The organism is Nonomuraea sp. NPDC059194, assembly GCF_042754765.1.
GTDB lineage: Bacteria > Actinomycetota > Actinomycetes > Streptosporangiales > Streptosporangiaceae > Nonomuraea.
The window spans coordinates 137,821-164,625 of record NZ_JBHZBH010000013.1 but is presented as its reverse complement, the minus strand read 5'-3'; the positions used below and the strand labels follow the sequence as shown (position 1 = coordinate 164,625).

The 26,805-nt window shown below is 71.7% G+C and carries 26 protein-coding genes and 1 pseudogene; 10 read left to right on the top strand and 17 right to left on the bottom strand.

Features of this window, described 5'->3' with window-relative positions; genetic code table 11:
• Positions 1 to 12 precede the first annotated feature (12 nt).
• Positions 13 to 657 carry a hypothetical protein gene (locus ACFXJ8_RS18515; protein WP_379645118.1) on the top strand — a complete coding sequence of 215 codons (645 nt, stop codon included), beginning with the start codon at positions 13 to 15 and terminating at the stop codon, positions 655 to 657.
• Here the strand turns inward: ACFXJ8_RS18515 and ACFXJ8_RS18510 are convergent.
• Entirely contained in the window at positions 562 to 1,398 is an 837-nt protein-coding gene (locus tag ACFXJ8_RS18510; protein WP_379645117.1) for an SURF1 family protein, read from the bottom strand. The two genes, ACFXJ8_RS18515 and ACFXJ8_RS18510, sit on opposite strands and share 96 nt — an antisense overlap.
• 187 nt (positions 1,399 to 1,585) lie before the next feature.
• On the opposite strand from ACFXJ8_RS18510, the gene ACFXJ8_RS18505 reads away from it, so the two are divergent.
• Positions 1,586 to 2,242: a VC0807 family protein gene (locus ACFXJ8_RS18505; RefSeq protein WP_379645116.1), complete on the top strand. Its 657-nt coding sequence runs from the start codon at positions 1,586 to 1,588 to the stop codon at positions 2,240 to 2,242.
• On the opposite strand, the gene ACFXJ8_RS18500 is transcribed toward ACFXJ8_RS18505, so the two are convergent.
• A complete protein-coding gene (locus tag ACFXJ8_RS18500) occupies positions 2,216 to 2,683 on the bottom strand; it encodes a winged helix-turn-helix transcriptional regulator (protein WP_379645115.1) in 468 nt (155 codons plus the stop codon). The genes ACFXJ8_RS18505 and ACFXJ8_RS18500 overlap by 27 nt on opposite strands.
• A gap of 70 nt (positions 2,684 to 2,753) precedes the next feature.
• Here ACFXJ8_RS18500 and ACFXJ8_RS18495 point away from each other — a divergent pair, with 70 nt between their 5' ends.
• From ACFXJ8_RS18495 to ACFXJ8_RS18485, 3 genes are read left to right on the top strand one after another with little or no spacing between them, the layout of a single operon-like run.
• On the top strand, positions 2,754 to 3,266 hold the full coding sequence (locus ACFXJ8_RS18495) for a GNAT family N-acetyltransferase (RefSeq protein WP_379645114.1): 513 nt from the start codon (positions 2,754 to 2,756) through the stop codon (positions 3,264 to 3,266).
• Positions 3,263 to 3,877, top strand: coding sequence for a TetR/AcrR family transcriptional regulator (locus tag ACFXJ8_RS18490; RefSeq protein WP_379645113.1), 615 nt, complete (start codon positions 3,263 to 3,265; stop codon positions 3,875 to 3,877). Before ACFXJ8_RS18495 ends, ACFXJ8_RS18490 begins: the two co-directional genes overlap by 4 nt.
• A gap of 34 nt (positions 3,878 to 3,911) precedes the next feature.
• A complete protein-coding gene (locus tag ACFXJ8_RS18485; RefSeq protein ID WP_379645112.1) occupies positions 3,912 to 4,883 on the top strand; it encodes an NAD(P)-dependent oxidoreductase in 972 nt (323 codons plus the stop codon).
• Here the strand turns inward: ACFXJ8_RS18485 and ACFXJ8_RS18480 are convergent.
• A complete protein-coding gene (locus ACFXJ8_RS18480; protein WP_379645111.1) occupies positions 4,873 to 5,160 on the bottom strand; it encodes a hypothetical protein in 288 nt (95 codons plus the stop codon). The genes ACFXJ8_RS18485 and ACFXJ8_RS18480 overlap by 11 nt on opposite strands.
• A gap of 93 nt (positions 5,161 to 5,253) precedes the next feature.
• On the opposite strand from ACFXJ8_RS18480, the gene ACFXJ8_RS18475 reads away from it, so the two are divergent.
• Positions 5,254 to 6,651, top strand: coding sequence for a methyltransferase (locus tag ACFXJ8_RS18475; protein ID WP_379645110.1), 1,398 nt, complete (start codon positions 5,254 to 5,256; stop codon positions 6,649 to 6,651).
• Positions 6,652 to 6,671: 20 nt separating this feature from the next.
• On the opposite strand, the gene sigJ is transcribed toward ACFXJ8_RS18475, so the two are convergent.
• From sigJ to ACFXJ8_RS18455, 4 genes are all read right to left on the bottom strand, one after another.
• Positions 6,672 to 7,532, bottom strand: coding sequence for an RNA polymerase sigma factor SigJ (gene sigJ, locus ACFXJ8_RS18470; protein ID WP_379645109.1), 861 nt, complete (start codon positions 7,530 to 7,532; stop codon positions 6,672 to 6,674).
• Positions 7,533 to 7,920: 388 nt separating this feature from the next.
• Positions 7,921 to 10,896, bottom strand: a complete 2,976-nt coding sequence (locus tag ACFXJ8_RS18465) for a BTAD domain-containing putative transcriptional regulator (RefSeq protein ID WP_379645108.1) — start codon at positions 10,894 to 10,896, stop codon at positions 7,921 to 7,923.
• 238 nt (positions 10,897 to 11,134) lie between these two features.
• Positions 11,135 to 11,782, bottom strand: a complete 648-nt coding sequence (locus ACFXJ8_RS18460; RefSeq protein WP_379645107.1) for a GNAT family N-acetyltransferase — start codon at positions 11,780 to 11,782, stop codon at positions 11,135 to 11,137.
• 152 nt (positions 11,783 to 11,934) lie between these two features.
• The gene (locus tag ACFXJ8_RS18455; RefSeq protein ID WP_379645145.1) at positions 11,935 to 13,233 is read right to left on the bottom strand and encodes a pyridoxal phosphate-dependent aminotransferase; all 1,299 of its coding nucleotides are present in this window, start codon (positions 13,231 to 13,233) and stop codon (positions 11,935 to 11,937) included.
• A 79-nt stretch (positions 13,234 to 13,312) separates the two neighbouring features.
• Between ACFXJ8_RS18455 and ACFXJ8_RS18450 the strand changes: the two genes are divergently transcribed.
• The 3 genes from ACFXJ8_RS18450 to ACFXJ8_RS18440 are packed head-to-tail and all read left to right on the top strand — an operon-like array spanning position 13,313 to position 15,954.
• Positions 13,313 to 14,248, top strand: a complete 936-nt coding sequence (locus tag ACFXJ8_RS18450; RefSeq protein ID WP_379645106.1) for a LysR family transcriptional regulator — start codon at positions 13,313 to 13,315, stop codon at positions 14,246 to 14,248.
• 11 nt (positions 14,249 to 14,259) lie between these two features.
• Positions 14,260 to 14,928, top strand: a complete 669-nt coding sequence (locus ACFXJ8_RS18445) for a ribonuclease HII (protein WP_379645105.1) — start codon at positions 14,260 to 14,262, stop codon at positions 14,926 to 14,928.
• Between the two features lie 24 nt (positions 14,929 to 14,952).
• Positions 14,953 to 15,954: an LLM class flavin-dependent oxidoreductase gene (locus tag ACFXJ8_RS18440; protein ID WP_379645104.1), complete on the top strand. Its 1,002-nt coding sequence runs from the start codon at positions 14,953 to 14,955 to the stop codon at positions 15,952 to 15,954.
• Here the strand turns inward: ACFXJ8_RS18440 and ACFXJ8_RS18435 are convergent.
• From ACFXJ8_RS18435 to ACFXJ8_RS18420, 4 genes and pseudogenes are all read right to left on the bottom strand, one after another.
• Positions 15,923 to 16,309 carry an SCO5389 family protein gene (locus tag ACFXJ8_RS18435; protein ID WP_379645103.1) on the bottom strand — a complete coding sequence of 129 codons (387 nt, stop codon included), beginning with the start codon at positions 16,307 to 16,309 and terminating at the stop codon, positions 15,923 to 15,925. The genes ACFXJ8_RS18440 and ACFXJ8_RS18435 overlap by 32 nt on opposite strands.
• A 55-nt stretch (positions 16,310 to 16,364) precedes the next feature.
• Positions 16,365 to 17,315, bottom strand: a complete 951-nt coding sequence (locus tag ACFXJ8_RS18430) for an ATP-binding protein (protein ID WP_379645102.1) — start codon at positions 17,313 to 17,315, stop codon at positions 16,365 to 16,367.
• Between the two features lie 119 nt (positions 17,316 to 17,434).
• Positions 17,435 to 18,079: a DinB family protein gene (locus tag ACFXJ8_RS18425; RefSeq protein ID WP_379645101.1), complete on the bottom strand. Its 645-nt coding sequence runs from the start codon at positions 18,077 to 18,079 to the stop codon at positions 17,435 to 17,437.
• Positions 18,080 to 18,194: 115 nt separating this feature from the next.
• Positions 18,195 to 19,034 (bottom strand): annotated as a pseudogene (locus ACFXJ8_RS18420) (RNA-guided endonuclease InsQ/TnpB family protein); the annotation flags it as partial.
• 59 nt (positions 19,035 to 19,093) lie between these two features.
• Between ACFXJ8_RS18420 and ACFXJ8_RS18415 the strand changes: the two are divergent.
• Positions 19,094 to 19,483 carry a nuclear transport factor 2 family protein gene (locus ACFXJ8_RS18415; RefSeq protein WP_379645100.1) on the top strand — a complete coding sequence of 130 codons (390 nt, stop codon included), beginning with the start codon at positions 19,094 to 19,096 and terminating at the stop codon, positions 19,481 to 19,483.
• 257 nt (positions 19,484 to 19,740) lie between these two features.
• Here ACFXJ8_RS18415 and ACFXJ8_RS18410 read toward each other — a convergent pair whose 3' ends face one another.
• The 6 genes from ACFXJ8_RS18410 to ACFXJ8_RS18385 all read right to left on the bottom strand — a co-directional run bounded on the left by ACFXJ8_RS18410 (position 19,741) and on the right by ACFXJ8_RS18385 (position 26,785).
• Positions 19,741 to 21,111: an LCP family protein gene (locus ACFXJ8_RS18410; RefSeq protein WP_379645099.1), complete on the bottom strand. Its 1,371-nt coding sequence runs from the start codon at positions 21,109 to 21,111 to the stop codon at positions 19,741 to 19,743.
• A gap of 94 nt (positions 21,112 to 21,205) precedes the next feature.
• Positions 21,206 to 22,108: an NAD-dependent epimerase/dehydratase family protein gene (locus ACFXJ8_RS18405; protein ID WP_379645098.1), complete on the bottom strand. Its 903-nt coding sequence runs from the start codon at positions 22,106 to 22,108 to the stop codon at positions 21,206 to 21,208.
• A 109-nt stretch (positions 22,109 to 22,217) separates the two neighbouring features.
• Entirely contained in the window at positions 22,218 to 23,954 is a 1,737-nt protein-coding gene (locus tag ACFXJ8_RS18400) for a class I adenylate-forming enzyme family protein (protein ID WP_379645097.1), read from the bottom strand.
• A 25-nt stretch (positions 23,955 to 23,979) separates the two neighbouring features.
• The gene (locus ACFXJ8_RS18395; protein ID WP_379645096.1) at positions 23,980 to 25,101 is read right to left on the bottom strand and encodes a cytochrome P450; all 1,122 of its coding nucleotides are present in this window, start codon (positions 25,099 to 25,101) and stop codon (positions 23,980 to 23,982) included.
• The gene (locus ACFXJ8_RS18390) at positions 25,098 to 25,829 is read right to left on the bottom strand and encodes a glycosyltransferase (RefSeq protein WP_379645095.1); all 732 of its coding nucleotides are present in this window, start codon (positions 25,827 to 25,829) and stop codon (positions 25,098 to 25,100) included. Before ACFXJ8_RS18390 ends, ACFXJ8_RS18395 begins: the two co-directional genes overlap by 4 nt.
• The gene (locus ACFXJ8_RS18385; RefSeq protein ID WP_379645094.1) at positions 25,829 to 26,785 is read right to left on the bottom strand and encodes a 3-oxoacyl-ACP synthase III family protein; all 957 of its coding nucleotides are present in this window, start codon (positions 26,783 to 26,785) and stop codon (positions 25,829 to 25,831) included. The genes ACFXJ8_RS18390 and ACFXJ8_RS18385 overlap by 1 nt, the downstream gene beginning before the upstream one ends.
• Positions 26,786 to 26,805: the final 20 nt, after the last annotated feature.

Here is a 26,805-nt window from a genome sequence, read left to right as displayed (position 1 = left end):
ACGTTGGGAGACATGGAGGGACATTTAGCGGTCAGAACGCCATGGCGCATCGCCGGGCTGGTGGCCAGGGTCCTGCTGCTGGCGACGCTGCTGTGGGGGATGCTCCTCAGCGTCCTTAACACCGTCACCACCGAAGGCACGAAGGAGGAGCTGCGGGCCGCGCTGCACCGGCCCGACCTGGTGGTGACCGTCGAGGACACGGGGGAGCTGCGCTGGTCGGCGAGCCCTGTCGGGTGGCGGAGCCTCCACCCGGACAAGCCGGGGTCCATGGACGCCGAGCTGAGCGCCGCGCAGGCGCGCGGGGTCACGGTGGTGCGCGCCGACCGCGACAGGTGGCCGCCCGACTGGTTCGAGGAGGTTCCCTCCCGCTACGGCCTGCTCGTGCCGGTTGCCTGGTTCCTCACCCTGCTGGCGATGCTGGCGAGCTCCAGACCGCGCTACGCCTCCCGCCTGGGCTGGTTCTGGCTGTTCGCCATCGGCGGCGTCGGCGCGCCGCTCTACCTGCTGATGGAGCCGCAGCCGATCTGGGCGGCGCTGGACGACCCGCTGCCGCCCCGCTCGTCACGGCTCGAGGGTGCCGGCGGGTGCCTGGTGTCCATCGCGCTCGGCATGGTCAGCGGCGCCGCCGTCCTCGGCCTCGCGGCGCTGTTCAGCTGACCTGTCCCGAACCTCGCGCCTGATCATCAGCAGCCACCCGCCGATGGCCACGCCGATGAACAGCCACCACTGCACGCCGTACGCGAAATTGAGGCCGCCGCCGGCGCCCACGTCGGGCGGCGGCACCGGCTCGGGCGCGGGCGAGGTGCGCGGCTGCTGCTCGGTGAGCGAGACGTACCCGCCCACCAGCTGGTACGGCAGGCCCTTGCCGATGGCGTCGGCGTTGATGAGCAGCACCTGCCCCGCCGGGAGCTCGCCGCGGTTCCTGATGCCGCTCGATTCCTCGGTCTCGCTCGGACGTAGCCTTCCGGTGACAGTTACCTGACCTGAAGGGGCGGGCGGCACCTCGGGCAGCGCGTCGGCGGTCGCGCCCGCTTTGACCCAGCCCCTGTTGACGAGCACCGCCTGGCCCTGCCCGGTGACGAGCGGGGTGAGGACGTAGAAGCCCAGCTGGCTGTTCTGCGTCCGCCTGCGGACCAGGAGGGCGTGGGCGGGATCGTAGGCCCCCTGGACGGTGACCGTTCGGTAGCGGGTGCTCTCGTCGACGGACCCGCCGGGCTTGACGAGCTCGGCGATGGGGACGGGCTCGGCCTCGAGGTTCGTGGTGACGACGTCGCTGTTGGAGGAGCGTTCCTCGTACCGGCCGAACTGCCACTGGCCCAGGAAGACGAAGGCGGGAATGACCAGCAGCACCACGACGTGGAGCGCCAGCCACCTGGGCGTGAGGAGGAACCGGTACACGTCTTTAGGTTAGGCACTGCCCGCACCGGTCCCGAACCGAACCCGGGCCAGCCTCTCCGCCGCCGCCCGCCAGCTGCCGTCCACCGGTCGCCCCTCGAACCCGGGACAGCTCGCCCGATCATCGTCTACGGTCGGGATTTGTCGGCTTTCCCGCCGGTCTCCTTCCCTCCAGGAGCTGCACATCTCCATGGCCCTGCTCACCGCGCCCCCCACGCCCCCCACGCCCCCCGCGGTCGTCATGCCCCGCCTGTCGTCGATCCTGCGCCACGCCGTTCCCCGAGTGCTGGAAGCCATGGTCATGCCGGTGGCCACCTTCTACGCGGGCATGATCGTCGCCGGAATCCCCGGAGGGCTGGCCGCCGCGGTCGCGTGGGTCTACGGCGGCGCGGCGTGGCGGCTGTGGAGGCGGACCGAGGTGCCGGGATCGGTGCTCCTCGCCGCCGTGATGATCACCGTGCGGGTGGTGCTGGCCGTGGTGTTCGACGACCCGAAGTGGTTCTTCCTCATCCCCACCATGGGCGTTTTCTGCGCGAGCGCGACCTTCCTGTGCACGGTCGGGACGCGCAGGCCGATGGCTCAGCGGGTGGCCGCCGACCTGGTCCCGCTGCCCGAGCACGTCGAACGGCACCCGCTGATGCGGCGGTTCTTCGTCAGGCAGTCGCTCGTCTGGGGGTGCGCGCAGCTGGTCAACGGCGCATTCACCCTGTGGATGCTCCTCCACGAGACGCTGTCGACCTTCCTGCTGGTCCGTACGGCCGGCGTGGCCGTCCTGCTCGGCGGTACGGCGCTCGCCTCGATCCTCGACTTCCGTCGAACCCTAGGCGCTCTGCAGTTTCGCGCCTGACCCGATCACCGAAGTGACCTCGCGGGGGCCGCTCACCTCGTGCCCGTCGGCGCACGTGAAGTGCTGTTCGAGGACGGCCCCGCAGTCGCGGTGGGTGAGCACGACGGGCGGCCCCTCCTCGTCGGCCATGTACCTGTCGCCCCAGTGCATCAGCGCGACCAGGATCGGGTACAGGTCGAGCCCCTTCTGCGTGAGGCGGTACTCGTCGCGCTGGCGCTGCCCCGGCTCCCGGTAGGGCTCCCTGCGCAGCAGCCCCTCGTCCACCAGCCGGTTCAGCCGCGCGCTCAGCACCTGCCGGGGCGCGCCGGTGATCGCCTGCATGTCGGCGAAGCGCCGCACGCCGTTGAACGCCTCGCGTAGCACCAGGAAGGTCCACTTCTCCCCGACGATGTCCAGGGTCCGCTCGATCGAGCAGTTGTCCACCCGGAAAGGCACGTTCATAGCTGAAGGGTACTTCGAGAAATACCTGAGTCCAATTGACAGACTCAGCGGCGATCGCCATGCTGAGTCTATGATCGGAACTCAGATCCGCCCCGCCGGGCCGTACGACGAGGAACGGATCCGGCGCTTCCTGGCGGGGCTGTCGCTCCACACGCAGACCCTGCGGTTCTTCAGCGGGATCCCCTCTCCCGGGGCCGGCCTGGTCAGGGCGCTGCTGGCGATCGACGGCCGGCGCGACGCGATCGTCGCCGAGCACGACGGCGAGATCATCGGCCACGCAATGAGCTACCGGGGCGGCGTCGCCGACGTGGAGATCGCGATCGTGGTCACCGACGAGTGGCAGGGCCGCGGCCTCGGCAGACGGCTGATCGGGACACTCCTCCGCAGGGCGGCGGTCCGGGGAGCGACCACGGTCGGCATGGACGTCATGGGCGAGAACAGGCGGGTGCTGCGGATCATCAGAAGGATGTGGCCCGACGCGACGATGAAAGTCTCTTCCGGGTGTGTGGAAGTCACCGCTATGATCCAACCGGCCGCGGTATTTGCGGAACAAGGTTCTGTTGGACCACCATTGACCTTATGAAGACGCACGCGAGTGGTGCCAAGAACGGACGCGACGGCCGTACCCGCATCATCGACGGCGCCCTTCGCCGCTTCAGCCAGGACGGGGTCTCAGCCACCACGCTGGCCAGCCTCCGCGAGGAGAGCGGCGTCAGCGTCGGCAGTTTCTACCACCACTTCGCCAGCAAGGAGCACGTCTTCGGGGTGCTCTACGCGGAGATCCTCACCGCCTACCAGCAGGCGTTCGTCGCCGAACTGGTCAGCCACGACGACGCCCGCGCAGGCATCGAGGCGGTCGTCGCCTTCCACATGAGGTGGGCGGGCGAGCACCCCGAGCGGGCCAGGATCCTCGTCAGCGAGCGCCCGCCGCGCAAGAACGAGCCGGGCGGCCCCGAGGCGGCCGAGGCGCGGCGCGCCTTCTTCCGCCAGGTCGCCGACTGGTGGCGGCCCCACATGAAGAACGGCCTGCTCCAGCCGGTCGCCCCGACCATGTGCTACGTGCTGTGGCTCGGCCCCGCGCAGGAGATGTGCCGCCTGTGGTTCGCCGGGGCACACACCCCCACCGACGAGGAGATCAGGGGGCTCGGCCAGGCCGCCTGGCAGAGCCTGCGCCAGAGCGACGGGGAGCAATGATCCAAGCACCCTCTGTGGTGTTATTGTCGCGAATGTGAGACGACCGCGCGCGCTCCTACTGACCGGCTTGCCGGAGCACGCCCTCGCGCGGCTCCGTGAGGTGGCCGACGTCGTGGAGGTGGCCGACCGGCCGCCTCTCGGTTTCACCGACGACCAGCTGGCCGACCTGCTCATCGAGACGGGCGCCACCGTGCTCGTCACCGACCACGACCAGGTCCGCGCCGCCGTGCTCGACCTTCCCCTGGACGTCGTGGCCTGCACCGGGTTCCTCACCACCATCGACCTCGACCTGGCCGCCGAGCGCGGGGTGACCGTGCTCCACGACGGGGTCCAGGACGCCGACGCGGTCGCCGAGCTCACGCTGGCGCTGCTGTTCGCCGTCAGCAGGAACATCGTCGCCGCCGACCGAGAGGTACGGCGGGGCAGGGTCAGCCGCAACCGCGTGCCCGCCGCCGAGCGCTATCGGGGTTCAAGGCTGGCGGGCCGGACGATCGGCATCGTCGGGCTGGGCAGGGTCGGCAAGGCCGTGCGCTGGCGGGCGGAGGGGCTCGGCATGAAAGTGATCGCCTGCGACCCCTACGTCCCCGAGGCCACCCACACCCTGCACGAACTGCTCGCCGAGGCGGACGTGGTCTCGCTGCACGTGCCGCTGACCGCCGAGACGCGGGGGTTCATCGGCGACACCGAGCTGGGGTTCATGCGGGAGGGCGCGATCTACCTCAACACTTCGCGTGGCGCCCTCCACGACCTGACCGCTCTCGTCGAGGCACTTCGATGGGGACGGGTCGGCGGGGCAGGGCTCGACCACTTCGAGGGCGAATGGCTCGACCGCTCGCACCCGCTGACCAGGCTGCCGAACGTGGTGCTCACCCCCCGCCTGGCCCAGGCCACGGGGGAGACGGCCGAGGAACGGGCGGAGTCGATCGTGGCGGACATCGTCAGGCTCGTCCACGGGGAACCGCCCGTGCACGCCTGCGCGCCAGTCGAGGCCCGGATCATCGCATAGGAACGTGCCAGTGCCGCCGGTCGAGAGAGATGTCGAGCGCCACCTCGTGCCGGTGGCGGCGTAACCCGGGCACCCGGACCCGGTCGTGCACGTCGAAGCGGCCGCGCCCGGCCGCGCCGAAGCACAGCTCGCCGGGGAAGACGCGCAGGTCGTCGCGGTTGCCGCAGGTGGGGCAGGTCCACGTCACGCGGTCGAGGCCGCGGTCGTAGTCGGAGCAGGCGCCGAAGTACTCCTCGGGCTTGAACCGGGACTCACAGGCGAGGCAGGGAAGCAGCATCGGTTCCGTTCCTCTTGGCGCAATGGCGGGGCAGAAGGAGTATGGCAGACGTAACTGTACGATTACCGTGAGTTTCGGATCTAGGATGGGCGAGTGGAACGACTGCGTGACCATCTCCTCAAGACCGGCTACACGATCGACGGTGTGCGCGAGCGGCTCGGCGACATGGCGGCCTCGGCGCTGGCCAGGGAGGAGCTGGTCCCGGCGCTACGGGCGACCAGGAGCGGCGACCCGCTCGACGCGATGATCCGGCTGTGGTGGCTCGGGGTCGCCGTCGAGGCGGCCGAGCTGCCCTTCGAGGTCATGGAGTCGGGTCTGGTCGAGTTCGACGGCGACAGCGTCCGCGCCGCCGTCCATCTCCAGCCGTGGGGCGAGCACGGCTACGTCGTCTCCGACCGCAAGGTGCGTCCGGGTAATCCCGCGCTGCGTCCCGACCACGTCGTCGGCGCCGGAGGCGCGTCGGCCAACCTCGCCCAGCTCGTCACCCGCAGGCCGGTCGAGCGTGCGCTCGACCTCGGCACCGGCTGCGGTGTCCAGGTGCTGCACCTGGCCGAGCGCGCCGCCCGGATCGTCGCCACCGACGTCAACCCGCGGGCGGTCGAGCTGGCCAGGCTGAGCTGGCGGCTGTCCGGCATCACCGACGTCGACGCCCGCGTCGGCTCGATGTTCGAGCCCGTCGAGGGCGAGCAGTTCGACCTCGTGGTCTCCAACCCGCCCTTCGTGATCTCTCCCGGTGGCGGGCTGACCTACCGCGAGACCGGCGCCGAGGGCGACGACTTCTGCCGCGACCTCGTCCTGCGGGCGCCCCGCCATCTCGCCCAGGACGGTCACGCCCAGTTCCTGGCCAACTGGCTGCACGTCGAGGGCGAAGACTGGCGCGACCGCGTGGGCGGCTGGGTCGGCGAGACCGGCTGCGACGGCTGGGTGGTCGAGCGCGACGTGCAGGACCCCGCCGAGTACGTCGAGCTGTGGCTGCGCGACGCGGCCGTGCAGGGCACCCCCGACTACACCGCCCGCTACGACGAATGGCTGGCGTGGTTCGAGGCCAACAAGGTCGAGGGGGTGGGCTTCGGCTGGATCACGCTGCGCAACTCCGGCGCCCTCGACCCCGTCGTCAGGGTGGAGCGGCTGACCCACCAGGTGTGCCTGCCCGTCGGCGACTACGTCGAGGAGGTCCTCGACTCGATCGCCGCCGCCCACCGCACCCGCGACCTCGACACGGCGCGGCTGCGGGTGGCCGAGGGCCTGCTCGACGAGCGCATCGGCGCTCCGGGCGCCGAGGACCCCTCGCGGATCGTGCTGCGCCAGACCCGCGGCCTGCTGCGCAGCACCGACGTCGGCACGGTGGAGGCCGCGCTGGCCGGGGTCTGCGACGGGGAGCTGGCCCTCGGCCCGCTGCTCAACGTGATCGCCGAGCTGGTGGGCGACGGCGAGCAGTTGCTCGCCGACACCCTCCGCCCACTGATCGCTGAGGGCTACTTCCACGTCTGAGACGCGGCGCCCCAGGCAGGTCACACCGTGATGCCGAGCCGGTCCAGGCGTTCGGGGTCGGTGACGGCGTAGATCTCGACGATCCGCCCGTCCACGACCGTGAAGCTCATCAGCGAGAACGGCTTGCCGTCCAGCAGGGAGACCACGCCCGCGACGCCGTTCACCAGCACGGAACGCGAGCCCGCGGCGGCGCGGCCGAACCTCGTCGCCTGCTGAGCCACGGTCGCGGCGCCGCGGAGCACCGCCACGCCCGCCATGCTCACCGAGCGCAGCACGATGTCGGGGTCGAGCACCGAGACCAGCGCCTCGAAGTCGCCGCCGCGCGCGGCGGCGAGGAAGGCGTCGACCACCTTCCGCTGCCTGCTCACATCCGGGTCGGGCGCGGGCGCGGTCTCCCGCACCCTGCGCCGCGCCCTGCTGGCCAGCTGCCGCGTGGCGGCGGTCGAGCGCCCCACGATGGGCGCGATCTCCTCGAACGGCACGGCGAACAGGTCGTGCAGCACGAACGCCAGCCGTTCGGCCGGAGCCAGCGTGTCGAGCACGACGAGCATCGCCAGCCCGACCGAGTCGACCAGCATCGCCTCGTGCTCGGGGTCGCCGCCGTCCTCGGCCGTCACGACCGGGTCGGGGAAGTGCTCGCCCGCCGGTTCCTCGCGCCGCTCGCGCGCCCGCAGCAGGTCGAGGCAGATGCGCGCCACGACGGTGGTCAGCCAGCCGCCGAGGTTGTCCACCCCGCTCACATCGGTACGGCTCAGCCGCAGCCACGCCTCCTGGACGGCGTCGTCGGCCTCGCTGAGTGAGCCGAGCATCCGGTAGGCCACCGCCTTCAGATGGGCACGGTGATCCTCGAACCGGTCGGCGAGCTGCTCGTCAGAATTCATCCGTCCAGCCAATCACGTGCCCCCGTCAGTCTCCGTGCCGAAGGTCGGGTGGTCGAAGGTCGGATGGCCGAGGGGCCGGTGTCGGGTGGGGTCGGGTGGCCGAGGGTCGGTGAGGGATGGTTGATCCGGCGTTGATTGGTTTGCATGCGTGACCCCGCACCCTCGGAGAGTGGACACACCCCGGGGGGTTCCGTAGGAGACGGGGTGTGTCGCCCGACCGGCCGTCGTTGTGAGGCGGCTAGCTGTCACGTGGAGCATCCGGATAACCGGGCCCCCTAGCGAAGCGTGGCGGTCAGACGGCCGGTCGGGCCCACACACACCGCACCCCGGAAAGAGACCAGCCTTGATCAACCATGTGTGGATGACACGTCTGGACGACGAGCTGTATTTAGGACTCGACGGAGACGACCCCGGAGAGGAAAGCCCCGAGGTCGCCGGCCTCGGGAGCGCCGAGCCTGGTGAAGATGTCGAGGGCCTGGCGTAGGCAGTCGACGCTCCTCGCGGCGTTGCCCATGCCGTGCAGCGCCTTGCCGAGCACCGCGAGCGAGAGGCCTTCGCCGTACGGGTGGCCGATCTCGCGGCTGACCGCCAGCGCCTGCTCCGCATGACGCACCGCGTCGGAGAAGCGCTCGGCGGCGATGAACGTCTCGGCCAGCCTGGCGCACACCCGCTGCTCCCACACCCGCTGCTTGCTGGACCTGAAGAAGGCCAGGCACTCGGCGTGGTGGTGGACGGCCTCGTTGAGCCGCCCGACGCGCGACAGCACGATGCCGAGGTGGTAGCGGGCGCGGGCGGTGCCGGCGCCGCTGCCGAGCTCGGTGAAGATGGCCAGGCCCTTCTCGGCGGCGGCGATCGCGTCGTCGGGTTTGCCGAGGCCGAGATGGTCGCGGGCGGAGTAGCTGAGCACCAGCGCCTCGCCCGCCGCCACGCCGTTGTCCCGGTAGAACGCGGTGGCCGAGTCGAACCAGCCGAGCGCCTCGTGGTGGCGGCGCTGCCGTCCGGTGACGACGGCGAGCGCGTTGAGCACCTCGCCCATGACGACGCGCTCGCCGCGGGCGGTCGACAGGTCGAGCACGAGCCGGAACTGCTGCTCCGATTCGGTCAGCCGGTTGGCGCCGAACAGCACGCGGCCGAGGACGTAGCGGGCGCGCAGCTCGCCGGCCGGGTCGTCGATCGTCCGCGCGGTGGCCAGCACCGCCCTGGTGGCCAGGTCGAACTCGCGGGCGTGCGTGCCCGACTCCAGCAGCGGCTCCATCGCGACGAGCAGGTCGGCCGCGGGCAGCAACTGCTCGGCGGTACGGCACGACTCCGCGGCCTGGCCGATCACCGCGAACAGCGCGTCGCCCTCGGCGACGAGCCAGGCGACGGCGTCGTCGGCCGAGGCGAACGTGCGCCCGCTGCCCACCACGACGAGGTTGTCGGGAATCATGCTGCCCTCGTAGGCGAGCCGGTGCGCCGACTGCGCGCAGGCCAGGTAGAAGCCGAGCAGCCGGCGCAGCGCCAGTGTCCGGGCCTGCGGGCGTTCGGTCTTGTCGAGGATGCGCCGGGCGAAGAGCTTGAGCAGGTCGTGGAAGCGGTAGCGGCCGGGGGCGGGCGCCTCCAGCAGGCTGGCGTCGACCAGCGACTCCAGCAGGTCCTCCGTCTCCAGCGTCGGCGACGACAGGACGGCGGCCGCCGCACCGATCGAGATGTCGGGCCCGTTCGGCAGGCTGAGCAGCCGGAACGCCCGCGCCTGGGCGGCGTCGAGCTGGCCGTACCCGAGGGCGAAGGTGGCCTCCACGGCCAGGTCGCCGACCCGCAGCTCGTCGAGGCGGCGCTGCTCGTCGGCCAGCCGCGGCACCAGCGAGGCGACGGTCCACGAGGGCCGCGCCGCCAGCCGCGCCGCCACGATCCGTACGGCCAGCGGCAGGAACCCGCACGCGGCCACCACGTCCATCGCCGCGCCGCGCTCGGCGGCCACCCGATCGGGCCCGGCGACGGCGGTGAACAGCGACAGCGCCTCGTCGGGTTCCATGACGTCGAGGTCGATCAGCTTGGCCGACGGCAGGTCGGCCAGTTTCCCCCTGCTGGTGACGATCGCCGCGCAGCCGGGCGAGCCGGGCAGCAGGTGGCTGACCTGGCGGCTGTCGCGGGCGTTGTCCAGCAGCACCAGGATGCGCCGGTCGGCCAGCAGCGAGCGGTAGAGCGCGGCCCGCTCGGGCAGCCCCTCGGGGATGACGTCAGGGGGGATGCCGAGCGCGCGCAGGAACGCTCCCAGCGCGGACTCGGGCGCGATGGCCTCGTCGGTGACGCCGCGCAGGTCGACATAGAGCTGGCCGTCGGGGAACAGGTCGTCGCAGGCGTGCGCGACGTGGACGGCGAGCGTGGTCTTGCCGACGCCGCCGATGCCGCAGATGGCCGCGACGGGCACGCCCTCGGCCGAGGCCTGCGCCGACAGCAGCGTGCGCAGCCTGGCGACGAGCGGGCGGCGTCCGGTGAAGTCGTTGACGGCGGCGGGCAGCTGCGCGGGGCGGGGCAGCTCGTGCTCGTCGGCGCTCTCAGTGGCGTCGGCGGTGCTCGCCGGGCCGTCGGCCACGGTGTCGGTGATGGGCGCGGCCATCAGGCTGGGGTCGGCGGCGAGGATCTTGTGGTGCAGCACGGTCAGCTCGGGGCCCGGCTCGACGCCCAGCTCCTCGACGAGCGCATGGCGGGTGTCGGTGAAGACCGCCAGCGCATCGCCCTGCCGTCCGCAGCGGTAGTAGGCCAGCATGAGCTGGGCGCGCAGCCGTTCACGCAGGGGATGGTCGGCGGTGAGCGCGATCAGCTCGGAGACGACCGCGGCGTGCCTGCCGAGCTCGAGGTCGAGGTCCATGAGCAGTTCGACGGTGGTGATGCGGCGCTCGACCAGCCGGTCGCGCTGGTGCTCGGCGTAGGGGCCGACGGCTCCGGCCAGCGGCTCGCCCTCCCACAGCGCGAGGGCGGCGCGCAGGCTCTCGGCGGCGGCGCCGGCGCTGCCCTTCTTGCGCAGCGTCTCGGCCTCCTGGACGCCGCGCTCGAACAGGGTCAGGTCGAGGGAGGCGGTGCGCAGGGCGTAGCCCTTGCCGACCGAGGTGAGCAGCTCGGGGCGCGAGCGGGGCGAGCGGTCGGGCTCCAGCACCGTGCGCAGCCGCGAGACGTAGGTGCGCAGCGCGCCGAGAGCGCGCGGCGGGGCTTCCTCTCCCCACACCGCGTCGATCATTTCGGTGGGCGTGATCGCACGCCCTTCCCGCAGGAGGAGCATCGCGAGGATCGATCGCTGAAGCGGTGTACCGAGATCGATTTCGTCGCCATCGCGCCACGCGCGGACGGGCCCGAGCACGGCGAACCGCAGCCCCTCACCAGCCATGCTCAACAGTCTCCAACGCAATGGGCCATTTTGCTACCAAATACTAGTTGCCCGGAGGTGGCCATTTCATTGATTGCGCTTTGATCCGGTGTTAAGCGTGTCGCGGCATCCTGAATGTCACAAGGGCATGGCCCAAGTTCAACGGGGGCGGCCATGCCTTTCCGGCCGAAAAGAACACCAGGCCCTGCCCGACATAGCGGGCAGGGCCTTCGTGTCCGGATTCTTCGTAGGAACGTGCTTAGGCGGCGGCTTCGACGAGACCGAGTCTCTGGCACATCCGTTCTCGAACCATCGGCCATTCCGAGCCGAGGATCGAGTAGTACGCGGTATCTCGGACCGTATCGTCGGCGCCTCGGCTCTCTGCCCGTCGCACACCGTCCAGGTGTGCGCCGAGAGCCTCGATGGCGGCCCTTGATCGCGTATTACGTACGTCTGCCTTGAGGGTGATGCGGTGGACGCCCCAGGTGTCGAAGGCCAGCGAGAGCATCATGAACTTGCTCTCCCTGTTCACACCCGTGCCCTGCGCCGAAGCGGCGAGCCAGGTGTAGCCGATGTCGGCAACCGAAGGGATCTCGCCCACCACGCCACGTGAGCCCGGAGGCCAGGGCATGGGGCCCTGCCAATACTCCAGGTGCATGAGACGGGTGGCACCGACCACGCGGTCGGTGTGCAGCCACCGGATGGCGAAAGGCATCGTCCGGCCTTCCGCCTGCTCAGCCAGGGCGGCCTCCACATAGGAGACCATCTCTTCCCGCCCATCGGGAACACGAGTGAAGGCATACGTGGAGCGGTCTTCACTCGCCGCGGCGACGAGGTCATCGACCGCCGCGAGGCTGAGAGGTTCCAGGCGCACGAGGCGCCCGGACAGGGTGACAAAAGCGGGCATGAGCACATGATGGGGCTTGCACGCCGCAGGAGGTACCAGGACTCACGCGCTATCTTTTGCAGGTTTCTGCAATGTGCGCGTTTCCCCAGGTCAGAGGCCTGATCGTAGGGGTGTCCGACCGGCCTCTGGGGCAAAGTTTGCCAAACCGATGCCTACCCGTTCACAGGGCCGTTCGCAGGCGTCCTGACCAGGGTGCGGCGCGGGGTTCTCCCGGCCGTTCTCCGCTGGACGGACAGGTCGTGCAGACCCCTCTTGAGGTGGTCCAGGTTGGCCGCGATCCACGGCATCGAGAGAGGGTCGGAGGCGGTGAGCGCGGCCAGGCGCTCGTCCTGGCTCTCGCCGTACAGGAGGCTGGTGGCGACGCGCACCCTGGCGGCCGACGGGTCGTCGCCGAAGGCGTGTCCGGGCAGGACGCCGATGCCGTGGTCCTCGATGAGCAGCTTGGTGACCTCCGCCGAGCCGCCGGCCCTCAGGTAGCCGAGGTCGGGGTAGAGGTAGAAACCGCCCTGCGGGGCGGGGACGGTGGCCCCGGCCTCGACGAACGCGGCGTGGACCGCGTTCACGACCACGCTGTGCAGTCGCCTGCTGCGCGCCACGCGCTCGACCAGCTCGGCGGGCTCGGTGAAGGCGTAGGCGGCCGCCTGCTGGACGGGAGCGGCGGGCGCCGACCAGATCTCGCTGGCGATGGCCAGGAGGGAGTCGAGCAGGCCGCGCGGGCCGTCGGGGAGCCGGGCGACGCCGATGCGCCAGCCGCCGAGCGCCAGGCTCTTGCTCAGCCCGGTGGTGATGACCGTGCGCTCGGGGGCCAGGTCGGCGGGTGACAGGAACGGGGTCGTGACGTCATGGACGAGGTCGCGGTAGATCTCGTCGGAGATGATCACGAGGTCGAGCTCGCGGGCGACCTCGACCAGCCGGCCGATGGTCCGCGGCGACGCCAGCCTGCCCGTGGGGTTGTCGGGCATCGTTACTAGCACGGAGCGCACGGTTCTGCCCTGCGCTCGGGCGTGCAGGACGGCGGACGCGACGCGGTCGGGATCGGGCGCCCCACCCTCGCCGGGGGGCGCCGGGACCAGGATCGGCCGCGAGCCGACCAGGTCGGCCTGCGCCGCGTAGCTGACCCAGCTCGGCATGGGCAACACGATGTCGCCGCCGATGGCCAGTTGCAGGGCGTACAGCAGCGGCTTGCTGCCGGGGCCGCAGACGACGCGGCCGGGATCGGTGACGAGCCCCCGTCGAGTCCAGTAACCCGCCGCCGCTTCGCGTAGCTCCGCAGCCCCCGCGACCGGCCCGTAGCCGTTGCGGTCGGAGGCGGCGACCAGCTTGTCCCGCAGCGCCGGGTGCACGGGCAGACCTGCCTCACCGAAGGCCAGGTGCAGCACGCGTTCCCCGGCGCGTCGTCTTCGCTCGATCTCTTCGTTGCCCGCCAGGGTGGCGGAGAGCGTCACATTCATGTTTGTCACGTTCCCAGCCTGGTTGTATGAAGGCATCAGCACAAGCGAGGCTTTTCATGGGTAGGCATAAGGAAGTCCGATGCTCGATTTGCGGCGTCTTGTTGTGATCTGCGAGTTCGCCAGGCGGGGCAGTATCGCCGCGACCGCCGAGTCGCTGGGATACAGTCCCTCGGCCGTCTCGCAGCAACTGGCCGCGCTGGAGCGCGAGGCGGGCACCGCGCTGCTCGACCGCACCGCCCGCAGCGCGGAGCTGACCGACGCGGGCCGCCGCCTGGTCGCGCATGCCGAGCGCATCCTCACGATGGTCGAGGAGGCAGAGTCCGACCTGTCCGCGCAGGCGGGCACCCCCGCCGGCCGCGTGGTGCTCACCGCCTTCCCGACGGCCGCCGTCGCCTTCGCGCCCGTGCTGGCGCGCTCGCTGCGCCGCCACACGGGCCTGACCATCAAGCTCGGGCAATCCCGCTCCGGGCGCGGCATGCGCGAGGTGCAGTCGGGCGAGGTCGACATCGCCCTCGTCGACGACTGGTACGGCAGGGCGCGCGACAGCGAGTCCCTGCGGGTCTTCCCCCTGCTGCACGACCCGCTGGTCCTGGTCGTCCCGCGCAGGCACCGCCTGGCCGACACCGACGTGCCGATCGACCTGCGGGAGCTGCGTGACGAACCGTGGATGGCCACCCCCGACGGCGAGCCGTCCCGCCTGGCCGTGGACCGGCTGTTCGCCGACGTGGGCGGGGCGCGGCCGACACCGTGGGAGTTCGAGGGCCTGGGCACGATCCTCTCCCTCGTGGCCAAGGGCATCGGCATCGCCGCCGTGCCCGCCCTCGCCCTGGCGGCCGGGGTGCGGGGCATCGCGGTCAGGGAGTTCCCCGGCTCTCCCGTGGGCCGCGACGTGCTCGCCGTCGCCAGGAGATCCAGCGTCAACCGGCCCTCGGTGTCGGTGACGCTGCGGGCGATCCACGTCGCCTCCCGCTATCTGGCCGCCGATCTGGAGCCGGTCAGGCTGGCGCACCGGTAGCCTTCGGTGCCGTGGCTCCGACGTACGAGATCGAGACCCTGCTCGCCGGCGCGCGCGGAAAGATCGTCGCGGGCATCGACGAGGTCGGCCGTGGCGCGTGGGCGGGCCCCGTCCTGGTGTGCGCGGTCGTCACCGACCTGTCCGAGCCGCCCGGCGGGCTGACCGACTCCAAGCAGCTGTCGGCCGCCCGCCGCGGCGCGCTGGCGCCCGAGCTGGAGCGATGGGCGAAGGGCATCGCGTACGGCGAGGCCTCCCACGAGGAGATCGACGCGCTCGGCATGACCGAGGCGCTGCGCAGGGCGGCGCGGCAGGCGCTCGACGCCCTTCCCGTGCGGCCCGACGTGGTGATCCTCGACGGCTCCCACGACTACATCGGCTCGCCGTGGCCCGTCCGCCTGGAGGTCAAGGGCGACCAGGCGAGCATCTCGGTGGCCGCGGCGTCGGTGCTGGCCAAGGTCAGGCGCGACGCCCACATGGCCACCCTCGGCTGCGACGAGTACGGCTTCGCCGAGAACGCGGGCTATCCCTCCCCCGTCCACCAGGCCGCGCTGGCCGAGCTCGGCCCCACCCCGCACCACCGCCTGTCCTGGTCCTACCTGGATGACCTGCCACGATGGCGGCACCTGAAGAAGCACAGGGACGCGGCGGTCGGCGAGGGGCAGATCTCCCTGTTCGGCTGAGCCCCCGCGGCCCACAATCGGGGCATGCGGATGGGCGTGTTCCTCGTCGCGGCGGCCTTCCCCGGGCAGCGGCCCGCCCAGGTGCTGGGCGACGCGCTCAAGGCCGTCGAGGCCGCCGAGGAGGCGGGCTTCGACGACGTGTGGATCGCCGAGCACCACTTCATGTCGTACGGCGTGTGCCCGTCGGCCGTCGCGTTCGCGGCGATGGCGCTGGGCAGGACCAGCAGGATCGGCGTCGGCACCGCGGTGAGCGTGCTGTCCACCCGCCATCCCGTCGCGCTGGCCGAGGAGGCGGCGATGCTGCACCACCTGTCGGGCGGGCGCTTCACGCTGGGCGTGGGCAGGGGAGGGCCGTGGGTCGACCTGGAGGTGTTCGGGACGGGCCTGCCCAGGTTCGAGCGGGGGTTCGCCGAATCGCTCGACGTGCTGTGCGCGGCGCTGTCACGCGACAGGGTCGCCGCCGAGGGGGAGTTCTTCTCCTTCCGCGAGGTGGCGATGGTGCCGCCGGCGCGGATGACGCCCGTCGTTGCCTGCACCTCGGCGGAGACGACGCGGCTGGCGGCCGAGCGGGGGCTGCCGATGCTGCTGGGGATGCATGTGGGCGACGAGGAGAAGGCGGCGGCCGTCGCGGCCTACGAGGCGGCGGGCGGACCGAAGGCAGGCCATGTGGCGGCGGCGGTCGGGCACGTGGCCGACACGACGGACGAGGCCGTCCACACGCTCAGGAAGACGATGCCGCGGTGGCTGGAGCCCGGCCTGGCCGGCTACGTGCCCGTGGACGGCCGGGCCCGCCCCTCGCGCGACATCGGGCACTACGTCGACTTCCTGACCGGCACGCATCCGGTGGGCGACGCCGACCACTGCGTGGCCACGATCGAGCGCACGCGGGCGGCGACGGGGATCGAGCACCTGATCCTGATGGTCGAGGGCGCGGGAGACAGCTCCCGCACCCTCGAGAACATCAGCCGGCTCGGCGCCGACGTGCTGCCGAGGATCAGCAGTCGACGAGCTCAGGCTCCTGGTTGAGGATCTGCGCCCGCGGGGTCACGAAGTCGCGCAGCGCGGCGGTAGCGGCCGGGTCGAACACCGCGACCCTGTGGCAGTTCTGGAAGGCCAGCCGTACCCCGAAGTGACGCTCCAGGGCGCCGCGCATCGCGTCGCTGGCCAGGCAGCGCAGGAGCTGGCCGCGGGCCTGCTCGTCGGGCGGCGGGGTGTGGTTGTCGGCGAACTCGGCTCCGGTGTGCTCACGCTGCTTGACCAGCTCGCTGATCATCGACCAGGCGTAGGGCAGGGAGTCGCGGACGCAGGCGATGAACGCCGCGTCGTCGATCTCTCCTTGTCTGGCCTGCTCGAGAAGATCGTTCGGAACGGTCAGCGACATGCTGTCTCCTCTCCAAGGGAACTCTTCGGACGTTAGGTGTGGTCGCGGATGTGCTCTAGATGGCGTGAAGGCGACAGTCGAGTGCCGCAGGGCCGTACACGAAGCCGGGGTCGATCTGGTCGGCGAGGTCGAGGCCGGTGCGCTCGTTGGCCCACGCGCGGGCGTTGCGCAGGTGGAACTCCACCGCCTGGCGGCCGAACCTCGCCCAGTCCTTCTCCCGCGCGTCGACCTGCTTGACCAGCATTGACAGGGCCTCGGCGGTGGCCGGCTCCAGGTCGTCGAGGGTGAAGGGGCGGCCCTGCTCCATGGCGCGGACCGCGGCGGAGTGCTCCATCCAGGTCAGCAGGTCGTCGCCGACGTGCTCGCGCAGGAACTCCACATCGCCGGGGCCGTGGATCTTGTTGCCCACCACCGCGATCGGCACGTCGTAGGCGGCGGCGTAGTCCTTGTACTGCCGGTAGACGCTCACGCCCTGCCTGGTCGGTTCGGCCACCAGGAGCGTCAGGTCGAACCTGGTGAACAGGCCGGAGGCGAAGGAGTCCGCCCCCGCCGTCATGTCCACCACGACGTACTCGCCGTGGCCGTCGACCAGGTGGTTGAGCAGCAGCTCCACCGCGCCGACCTTGGAGTGGTAGCAGGCGACGCCGAGGTCGTCCTCGCTGAACGGGCCGGTGACCATGAGGCGCGGCCCTTCCGGCGTCCGCACCGTGTACGGCAGGTCGCCGAACCGCAAGATCCGCGAGCCGCGCCCCGGCGGGGTGGTCTTGACCATCGCCTCGGCGGAGGGGATGAGCGGGTTGGAGCCGCGCAGCCACTCCTTGATCTCGGTCAGCCGCGCGCCGAGCGGCTCGGGCGTCTCCTCCAGGCCGAGGGCCGGCGCCAGGTGCTGGTTGATGTCGGCGTCGACGGCCACCACCGGGTCGCCCTGACTCGCCACGAACCTCGAGAACAGCGCGGACACGGTGGTCTTGCCGCTGCCCCCCTTGCCGACGAACGCCACTCTCATGCTGGCCGTCCAATCTGGAGATGAAAACCGTTACCAGTTCAGAATGGCACAGCGAGCGGCACCAAGACGCGTTGTTGCCCAACTCTGGTGAGAAGACGGGGGTAGGGCCGGCGCGGGGGTCAGCTCTGGGCGGCCTCCCGCGCCGCCCGCTCCAGGCGGTCGCGGTGGTGCTTCCACCACGCCTGGTCTCCGTGGGCGATGCGCTCGTCGCCGTCCATCCTTCCGATGGCCCCGTCGACCAGCTCCCTCACGATGTCGGCGTGCCCGGCGTGCCGGTGGGTCTCGGCGATGAGATGGACCAGGACCCGGTGCAGCGTCGCCTTGCCCCCGTCCTGGGGCCACCACTCCACGTGGCCGGTCGCGTCCAGCCCGAGCGCCTGGATGGTGGCGTCCGAGTGTTTCCACGAGCGTCGGTACAGGCCGACGATGTACTCGCGGGACTGGTCGGCGGTGGCCCACAGGTCCGAGTCGGGTTCGGCGTCCTGGCCGAACCACGGCACCGGCTCGGCGAAGTGCCGGTCGAACACGTAGCCCAGATACAGCAGCTCGACCGTGGCCAGGTGCTTGACCAGCCCCAGCAGGTTGGTGCCGGTCGGCGTCATCGGGCGGCGTAGGTCGTACTCCGAGAGCCCGTCCAGCTTCCACAGCAGCGCCTCGCGGGCCTCCTGCAGGTATCGGTGGAGATCGGCTTTCAGGTCTGTTCCGGTCATGGTGGGAATGCCTCCCGTGAAGGTCGTGGTCCCTCCCGCGGGCGTCGATGTCATGGGGATTCTCCTCGCGGGACGGTCGTCGTCGGTCGAAGTGGAGACTCCCGCCGTGGGGCAGAATCGTCGCTTTGACATCCTCCCCCTCATGAACAAGGGGGATTCCAACCCGTTCCTACGCTGGCAGGAGGTCAGGTTGAGGTTCGCGGTTCATCCGCTCCGGCAACCCGGAGCGTCCCCGCGCAGCCACCGCATGCCCTGCGGCGGTATCACGCATGTTCTTGGCCGCGTTCACGTCGGCGTGGTCCAGCCACCCGCAGGCCACACACAGGAAGAGAGCTTGACTCTCGCGACTCTCCCTGGCGACATGCTTGCAGGCATTGCAGGTCTGCGACGTGTAACACGGGTCGATCTTCCGGACGCGGTCGGGAGCCTTGTGCTCCAGCCGCTGAACGAGCTGGCCCCAACCGGCGGCGAGGATGCCCCGGTTCAGGCCCGCCTTCTGCCGGACGTTGCGGCCCGGCGCCTCGACGGTGCCCCGTGCCGAACGCGTCATGTTGCCGATGTTGAGGTCTTCGACGGCGATCACGTCGAACCGTCGCGCGAGATCCGTGCTGGTCTTCTCCACCCAGTCCTTGCGCCGGTCGGCCTCACGCGCCTTCAGCTTCGCGATCGCGGCCTTGATCTTGCCGCGCCGCTTGGAACCGCGCCTGGCGCGGGCCAGCTTGCGCTCCAGACGTCGCAGCCGGGCGGCTTCGGTCTCCCGCAGGCCGGGCGCGTTCAGCAGCTCGCCCGTCGACAGCGCCACGCTCACGGCCACGCCACGGTCGACCCCCACCGCTGCGCCCGTGCCCGGGCCGGCGATCGGCATGGGGACGGCGGCGAACGCGACATGCCAGCGCCCCGCCCGATCGCGGGTGACCCGGTAGGACTTCACCCCGTCGGGCACGGCACGCGACCAGCGGAACCGCACCCACCCCACCTTGGGAATCTTCACCTCGCCCACACTCAGCCCTCTCGCGCGCCCGCAGGATCGTCGCGGAGAAGGCTCCCTCCCGCACTCAGCAGCGGACGGTGCGGGAGATCGGCGACGCCCGCGTGCGGGAGATCGTCGCCGGGTTCTCCGCCGCGATGGAACGCGGCGACGCCGACGCTCTTGTCGCGCTGCTCACCGAGGACGTCACCTGGTCGATGCCGCCGCTTGCGCACTGGTACCACGGCCTCGAGGCCGTCACCGATCACATCGTGCGGGTTCCGCTGACCTGCGGCTCCTGGCGGCACCTGCCGACCGGCGCGAACGGCCAGCCCGCCGTGGGCTCCTACCTCCGGAACGACCAGGCCGGTGCGCACGTCGCATGGTCGATCAACGTGCTGACGCTGCGCGGCGAGCACATCGCCGAGATCACGTCGTTCCTCGGCGCCGACCACTTCCCGCGCTTCGGGCTGCCCGCCGCGCTGCCCTGACCGCGAGCCGCGCAGGGGCCCACCGGCCTGGACGGCCTCGCCGAGCCGCGCAGGGATCCATCGGTCTGGCCGACCTCGCCGAGCGGCGCAGGGGTCCATCGGTCTGGCCAGCCTCGCCGAGCGGCGCAGGGGGCCTACCGCTCTGGCTGGTCTCGCCGAGCCGCCCCGGGGACCTACCGGTCCGGCTGGTCTCGCCGAGCAGTGCCGGGGCCTAGCGGTCCGGCTGGTCTCGCCGAGCAGCGGGCCTGGGCGTTCGGTCAGCAGATCTCGTCGAGGGAGATCGGGTTGTCCGAGGGGGTGGGCGTGGGCGTCGTCACCGGGCGGGTGGCGGTGCGCCGGGTGACGGTGTTCTTGGCGTCGAGCGCCTCGGACACCTTCTTCCTGATCAGGTGCCAGTCCGGATAGGCCGTGTTGATCAGCGGCGGCACGAACTGCAGGCTCCTGATGTGGGTGCCCTTCACCTTCTGCCCCAGGTCGACCAGCGCGGGCAGCAGGTCGGCGGGGATGTCGGTGGAGATGGCCCGCTTGGTGGCCGTGGCCAGGTTCTCGAAGCTGTTGAGCAGCGTCACCGGGTCGGCCTGCTGGGCGACGGCGTTGAGCAGGCACTTCTGGCGGCTCATGCGGACGTAGTCGTCGCTGTTGGTGCGGGAGCGGCCGAACCACAGCGCGTCCTCGCCGGACAGCTTGCGGGTCCCGGCGGGCAGGAGGCCCTCGCCATACTTGCCGTAGGTGATCGGCTCCTTGATGGTGATTCGGACGCCGCCCATCGCGTCGATCATCTCGGCGAAGCCGAACATGTCGACCATGGCGTAGTAGTCGACGGGGATGCCGAGAATGCCGCTGATCGTCTCCTTGAGCAGGGTCGGCCCGCGGTTGCCGTGTTTGACGCCCGGCACCATCTCCGGGTAGTCCTCGGCGTACTGGAAGACCTCGTTGAGCAGGCCGGGAGTGGCGGGGCCGTCGCCGGTGAAGCCGTAGGGGAAGCGGTCGCGGGCCGGGCCCGCGGGGAACTGGACCCGCTGCAGGTTGCGCGGCAGGCTGAACAGCGTGGTCGCGCCGGTGACGGTGTCGATGCTGGCGACGGTCATGCTGTCGGTGCGCACGCCGACCCGGTTGGCGGCGGCGTCGGCTCCGGCGAGCAGGATGTTGACCCGGCTGCGGCCCTTCCACGGGTCCTGGGCGACCACCGGGGTGGTGCTGGTGGCGGAGAACACGCTGGTCACGACGTCGTGGGAGAGGTAGGCCACGCGGGCGGCATAGGCGCTCGGCGCGATGACCAGGACACAGAGGGCGCCGGCGATGGCGAGGTTCAGGTTGTGTCCCGCGCCGCTGGGCCGTACGAGCCAGAAGGACCGGAGGATCACGACGGACCAGGCGACGGCGACCGTCGCGATGGAGACCGTGAGGATGACCAGCCACGTGGGCTGGACGGCCAGCGACAGCAGCGCGCCCCTGAACGCGGTGGACATCGTGACGATCAACCCGACGAGCACCAGGTAGACCATCATGAGGGCGAACCCGATGCGGTTGCGTCCGGTGGCCACGTGGGCCAGGCCCCACAGCATCGCCGAGCCGATCGTCAGCCCGACGGCCACGCCCGTGCCGAATTCGCGACCTTTGCCAGTCATCCTGCCCCAACCTCGTTTACCAGCAGATCCATCACACGTTAGTAACGGTTTGCGGTCGAATAGGCGATGCTGCAGGCCGCGTCGGGTCAAGCTTTCACCAGGAGCCCGCCCCGGCGAACGAGGTGGGCGCGGGCTCGTAGCCGAGCAGTTCGCGGGCCTTGGTGATGTCGAGGGTGCGTTCGACGGCGAGGTGGCCCACGGCGTACCTGGTCAGCCGGGGCGGGCGGCCGGTGACGGCGGAGACGGCCTCGGCGAGCGCGGCCATCCGCATGGCGGCGCCCTCGGGCACATACAGCGGGCGTACGGCGAGGCCGCGCTCGCGGATGAGCTCGCGGAGCGCGGCGTCCAGCGTGACCGGGTGGCGGTCGGTCACGTTGTAGACCCCGACCGGGCCCTCGACGGCCAGCAGGCAGGCCTGGGCGAGGTTGTCGACGGAGGTCAGGCTGAGCCTGGTCGCGCCGCTGCCGACGGCGAGCAGTCGGCCCGCCCTGATCGAACGCAGCAGGCGGGGCAGGAGCGTGGTGTCGCCGTCGCCGTAGATCGCGTGCGGACGGAGGATGACCGCCGTGCCCATGACGGCGTTCTCGGCGCTCGCCTTGGCCGCGCCGTAGGCGTTGGCGTAGCGGCGGACGGGTGCCTCGTCCTCGGTCGCCATGACGGTCGGGCGGAAGGGGTCGTAGACGCTGGCCGTGCTGACGTGCACGAACCTGGCGCCGGAGAAGGCGGCCATGGCGTTGCGGGTGCCGGTGAGGTTGGCCTGCCAGATCTCCCGTGGCGAGCCCCAGTCGGTGACGCTGCCCGCGCAGTGGATCACCGCGTCGACCCGCTCGTTCGGCGGCTCGCCGTGGACCAGGTCCCACGAGGTGTAGGGGATGGCTTTTCCCAGGTCGGCGTGGGGGCGCCGGCCGTACGCGAGCACCTCCCACCCGCGCGCGGCGGCGGCCCCGCACACGACGCCGCCCACGAACCCCGACGCGCCGGTGACCGCGACCCTCATGCGGCGCTCCCACCGGATGGGGCGACCTGGCGCGCTGACGTGGCCTGGCCGGGCGGGGTGGCCTGGTCGGCTGACGTGGCCTGGCCGGTCGCGAAACCCCCGGGTGCTTTCATGGGGCGACCTGCCGCCTGATCGCGGCCCTGTCGAGCTTGTCGCTGCGGCCCGAGCGGGGCAGGTCGGCGAGCGTCACGATGCGGTCGGGGAGCGCGGGCGCGTCCATGAGGCCGGGCAACGATCTGCGCAACAGCTTCTCGTCGTAGCCCGCCGTCGTGGTCAGGGCGAGGACGACCTCCTCGTCGCCGGTGTCGGGGTCGGGAAGGCCGACGATGGCCGCCTCGCCGACGCCTGGTAGTGCGGCGATGGCCGGTTCGTAGACGCCGGGGTAGATGTTCACGCCGTCCCTGAGGATCATGTCCTTCTTCCTGCCGAGCAGTACCAGCCTGCCCCGGGCGTCGAGCCGCACGAGGTCACCGGTGGCCACCTCGGCGAGCGGCGCGTCGCCGAGGTAGCCGCGGGCGAGGTGGGGGCCGCTGACGAACAGTTCGCCGTCGTCGGCGACGCGGACGCGCACGCCCGGCAGCGGGGCGCCGAGCAGGTCGCCGCCGGTGGTGGCGAGCTTGTCCTCGGCGGAGGCGATCGCGACCGGCAACGCCTCTGTGAGCGCGTACACCGACAGGATGTCCGCCGTGGGCGCCGCCTCCCTCGCCCTCCGCAGTACGGCAGGCGGCGCGGGCGCGGCCCCGAGCAGCAGGCAGCGCAGGGTGGCGGGCAGCCGAGGGGAGCGCTCCAGCAGCTGGTGCAGCTTCACGGGAACGGAGAACGCGTGGGTCGCCCCGCGCCGAGCCAGTTCCTCGGCGTAGTCGCCGCGCCCCGGCATCGACCAGGTGGCGCCCGCGATGAGCGCGGGCAGCCCCAGGATGAACTGGTCGGTGTGGACCACGTCGCCCGGCCCCATCGGCACCGCCTCGGTGAACAGCCGCAGACCCTCCGCCAGCGACCGTCTGGTGTGCACGACGCCCTTGGGCCGCTCGGTCGTCCCCGAGGTGAAGGCGACGACCGCCGCCTGATCCCACGTACCCGCCGCCTGTACGGCAGGCCGCCCCGCGCCCTCGGCCACCCCCGGCCCGACCCCGGCCGCGCCCCGTGGGAGGCCCGGCCCTCCAGCACCGGCAGTCTCCGGCGGGACGCCCAGCAGCCCGGCCCCGGCCGCGCCCGGCGGGAGGCTCGGCAGCCCTCCGATCCCGGCCCCGCCCGGCGGGACGCCCGGTAGCCCTCCAGTCCCGGCCGCCCCCGGCGGGACGCCCGGCACCCCCGCTCTGCTCGACGGGACGCCCGGCAGTCCTCCAGTCCCGGTCGCCCCCGGGGGGAGCCCTGGCAGCGCCCCGAGGCTGGTGGCTCCCCGGGGGACGCCGGGGAGCCAGGGGCCCGTGTAGAGGTGGCGGGCGTCGGGGAACGGCTCGCGCAGGTTCGGCAGCAGCAGCCCCCGCCGCCTGGCCACCCGCCGCAACGGCCCGCTGAGCAGGTAGAGCAGCGACTCGGCGATCACCCAGCGGGGCCGCGTGAGCGCCATCCGTCCGGCGAACACCTCGGGCGCGAGGCCGGGGTCGGCCAGCACGAGTGTCCCTCCCGCGGCCACGGCGCCGAGCGCGAGCGCGACCGCGTCAGGACCAGGCCGGACGGCGAACAGCACCCCGAAGTCACCATCACCACGCAGCGCGGCGGCGATCGTGCGCACGCGGGCGCCGAGCTCGCCGTAGGTGACGGGGGTTTCGCCGGGCGCGATCAGGGCGGTCCTGTTCGGGGCGCTGTCGGCGGCGGCGAGCACGCCGGAGACGATGTCGATCATGCCTTCCTGACCCCAATAGAACAGATCATGCTTTCCTGACCCAGAGGTGGGCGTAGGTCGGGATGAGGACGCCGCGGGCCGCCCGCCTGCCGACGACCCGCAGGTCGTGCTGGAGCAGGGTGGCGGCGACGGCGCGGATCTCGGCCAGCGCGAGCGGGTAACCGATGCAGAAGTGCGGCCCGGCGCCGAACCACAGCCGGCGCAGCTCGGGCGGATGCGGGCGGGAAGGGTCGAAGGGGCCGTGGGCGCGGGCGCAGTTGTGGGTGGCGATGAGCACGCGGTCGCCTGGCCGTACCGAAACGTGGCCGACGGTGGCGGGTTCGGCGACCGAGCGCAGCATCACGGGGGTTGGGGTGGTCACGCGCAGGGCCTCCTCGATGGCGCGGTCGAGGTCGGCGCCCACGTGTCCGTGGTCGTGCAGCAGCGCGATCAACCGGGGGACGAAGGTGGCCACCGTCTCCGTGCCGGTGAGGAAGAACGCTCCCGCCGCGCCCCTGGCCTCGGCCTCCGAGAGGCCGAGCGAGCGCATTCTGCCCATCACCGTGGAGGGGTCCTCGGCGAGGTAGGCGGCGGAGGCGATGTCGCCGATCCGGTCGAGGACCTCGCGGGCGGCCACGACCTGGCGGGCGGACAGGCGGCGTGTCCGCAGCGACACCATGGCCGCCACGCGCTCCCCGTCGGCGAACATCTCCCGTGCCCGTTCGGCGGGCACCTCGCCGAGCCCGATCACCCTGCAGATCACCGAGCCCGCCATCAGCCGCATGGCGTCGACCAGGTCCACGCGCTCGCCGCCGTCCAGCCGGGCGGACAGCTCCTTCAGCGGCCGGTCGAGCACGTCGGCGACCAGCGCCGAGACCGACGAGGGGGTGAAGAGCGGAGCGAGCTTGGCCCGTAAGGCCGCGTGCGCGGCGCCCTCCATGTTGAGCAGCACGGAGGGTCCGAGCACCGGCGTCCACAGCTCGCCGGGCGAGCCTGGGCCGTCCTTGCGGAAGCGCGGGTCCATGAGCACGCGGCGGGCGGTGGCGGCGTCGTTGACCACCACGCCGAGTCCGGGGACGCGCACCACGGGGCCCAGGCGGGCCAGCAGGCGGACCAGCGGGTAGGCGAAGGGGTGGGCGGCCAGGTAGAGCCGGGTCTCGTGGTTCATCGGATGTCGATCACGTCTGGCCGGTAGTGGTGGTCGATGTACCAGGCGAGGGTGCGGACCAGGCCGTAGGCGCGCAGGCGGCGGACCGAGCCGAACACCACGACGTCGCGGCGGGAGCCGTACGCGCCGGTGATCCTGCGGACGCGGTTGACCAGCTCGCGGTCCTCGTGCTGCTCCTCGATCGCGGTGCGTGGGAAGCCGCCGGAGCGCTCGTAGAGGTCCGCGGTGATAGCCATGGTGGCGCCGGGCATCATGACGTAGGGGCCGCGGTAGTCGGGTGAGCGGTTGCTCGGCCGTACCTTGCCGAAGAAGGCGGCGGTCTCGACGACGGCGGGGATGAGGCGGCGCTCCCACAGCTTCAGCGGGAACTCGTCGGTGCGCGCCCGCAGCTTGCCGCCGACGAGTTCGAGGCCGTCGGCGAAGGCGCGGCGGATGTTGGCCGTCCAGTCGGCGCGCGGCAGGCAGTCGGCGTCGGTCCTGGCCAGGTGGGTGGCGCCGTTGGCGATCGCGTGGCGCATGCCGGTGTCGGCGGCCGCGCCGGTGCCCTTGCGCGGCTCGTGGACGACCTCGGCGCCGAACGCGCGGGCCACCTCCGCGGTGCCGTCGGAGCTGGCGTTGTCGACGACCAGCACGGTGAAGTCGCGGTCGTGCTGCTCCCGGAGGGCGCGCAGCGTCGCGCCGATGCTCGCCGCCTCGTTGTAGGCGGGTACGACGACCCAGAGCTTCATCACATCTCCGCCAGCATGACGCCCATGCTGATGCCGCCGCCGAGGCCGAGCAGCGCCACCCGGTCACCGGGTGCCCAACCGCCGAGCTGGAGTTGCAGCGGGAGCGTCGCCGAGGCGCAGTTGCCGTGCTCGGGCAGGCTGACGACCAGCCGGTCCTCGGGGATGCCGAGCGTGCCGGCCAGGAAGCGCAGGTACGGCAGCGCCACCTGGTGCACGGCCACGATCGCGAAGTCGTCCCACGACAGGCCCGTCCGCTTGAGGGCGTTGAGGAAGATGTCGGGCCCCACCTTCTCGAACGCCTCCTTCAACCGTCGGCCGTCGCCCCTGAAGTAGGAGTACTCGGGGTCACGCGGATGCGCGGAGCCGCCGCCGGGCAGGGTGCCGATGTCCCACGCGGTGCTGTCGGCCGAGAACTCGCGGTAGAAGATGCCGCGCCGCGGGTCGGCGGCCAGCAGCACCGCGGCTCCCGCGTCGGACAGCGTGTAGCCGGCGAAGGAGTCGACGAACTGCTCGCGGTCCTTCACCTGCCACCTGATCGCCCTGCTCGGCGTCTCGCCCGAGCACACCAGCACCCTGCGGTGGGCGCCGGACAGGATCAGCGCCTCGGCCACCTGGATCCCGTTGAGCAGGCTGTTGCAGGCGTTCTTCACGTCGAACACGGGGCACGACAGGCCGAGCTTGGCCGCCACGATGTGGGCGGTCGCCGGCTCGACCAGGTCCTGCGACGCCGAGGCGAAGATGAGCAGGTCGACGTCGGTGTCGAGCCGCCTGGCCGCCTCGACGGCCAGGTCGGAGGCCTGCTGGTCGTCGGCCGCCACGTGCCTGCGCCTGATGCCCGTCAGACGTTCGATGAGCCCCTTGGGCGCCCTGAACCCCTCGATCCGCTCCTCTACGTCACTGCTTGTCCGTGTCAGGCCGGGGAGATACGTCGCTATGTCCACGATGCGCGCCTTCACCCGGAGCACGGTAGTCACTC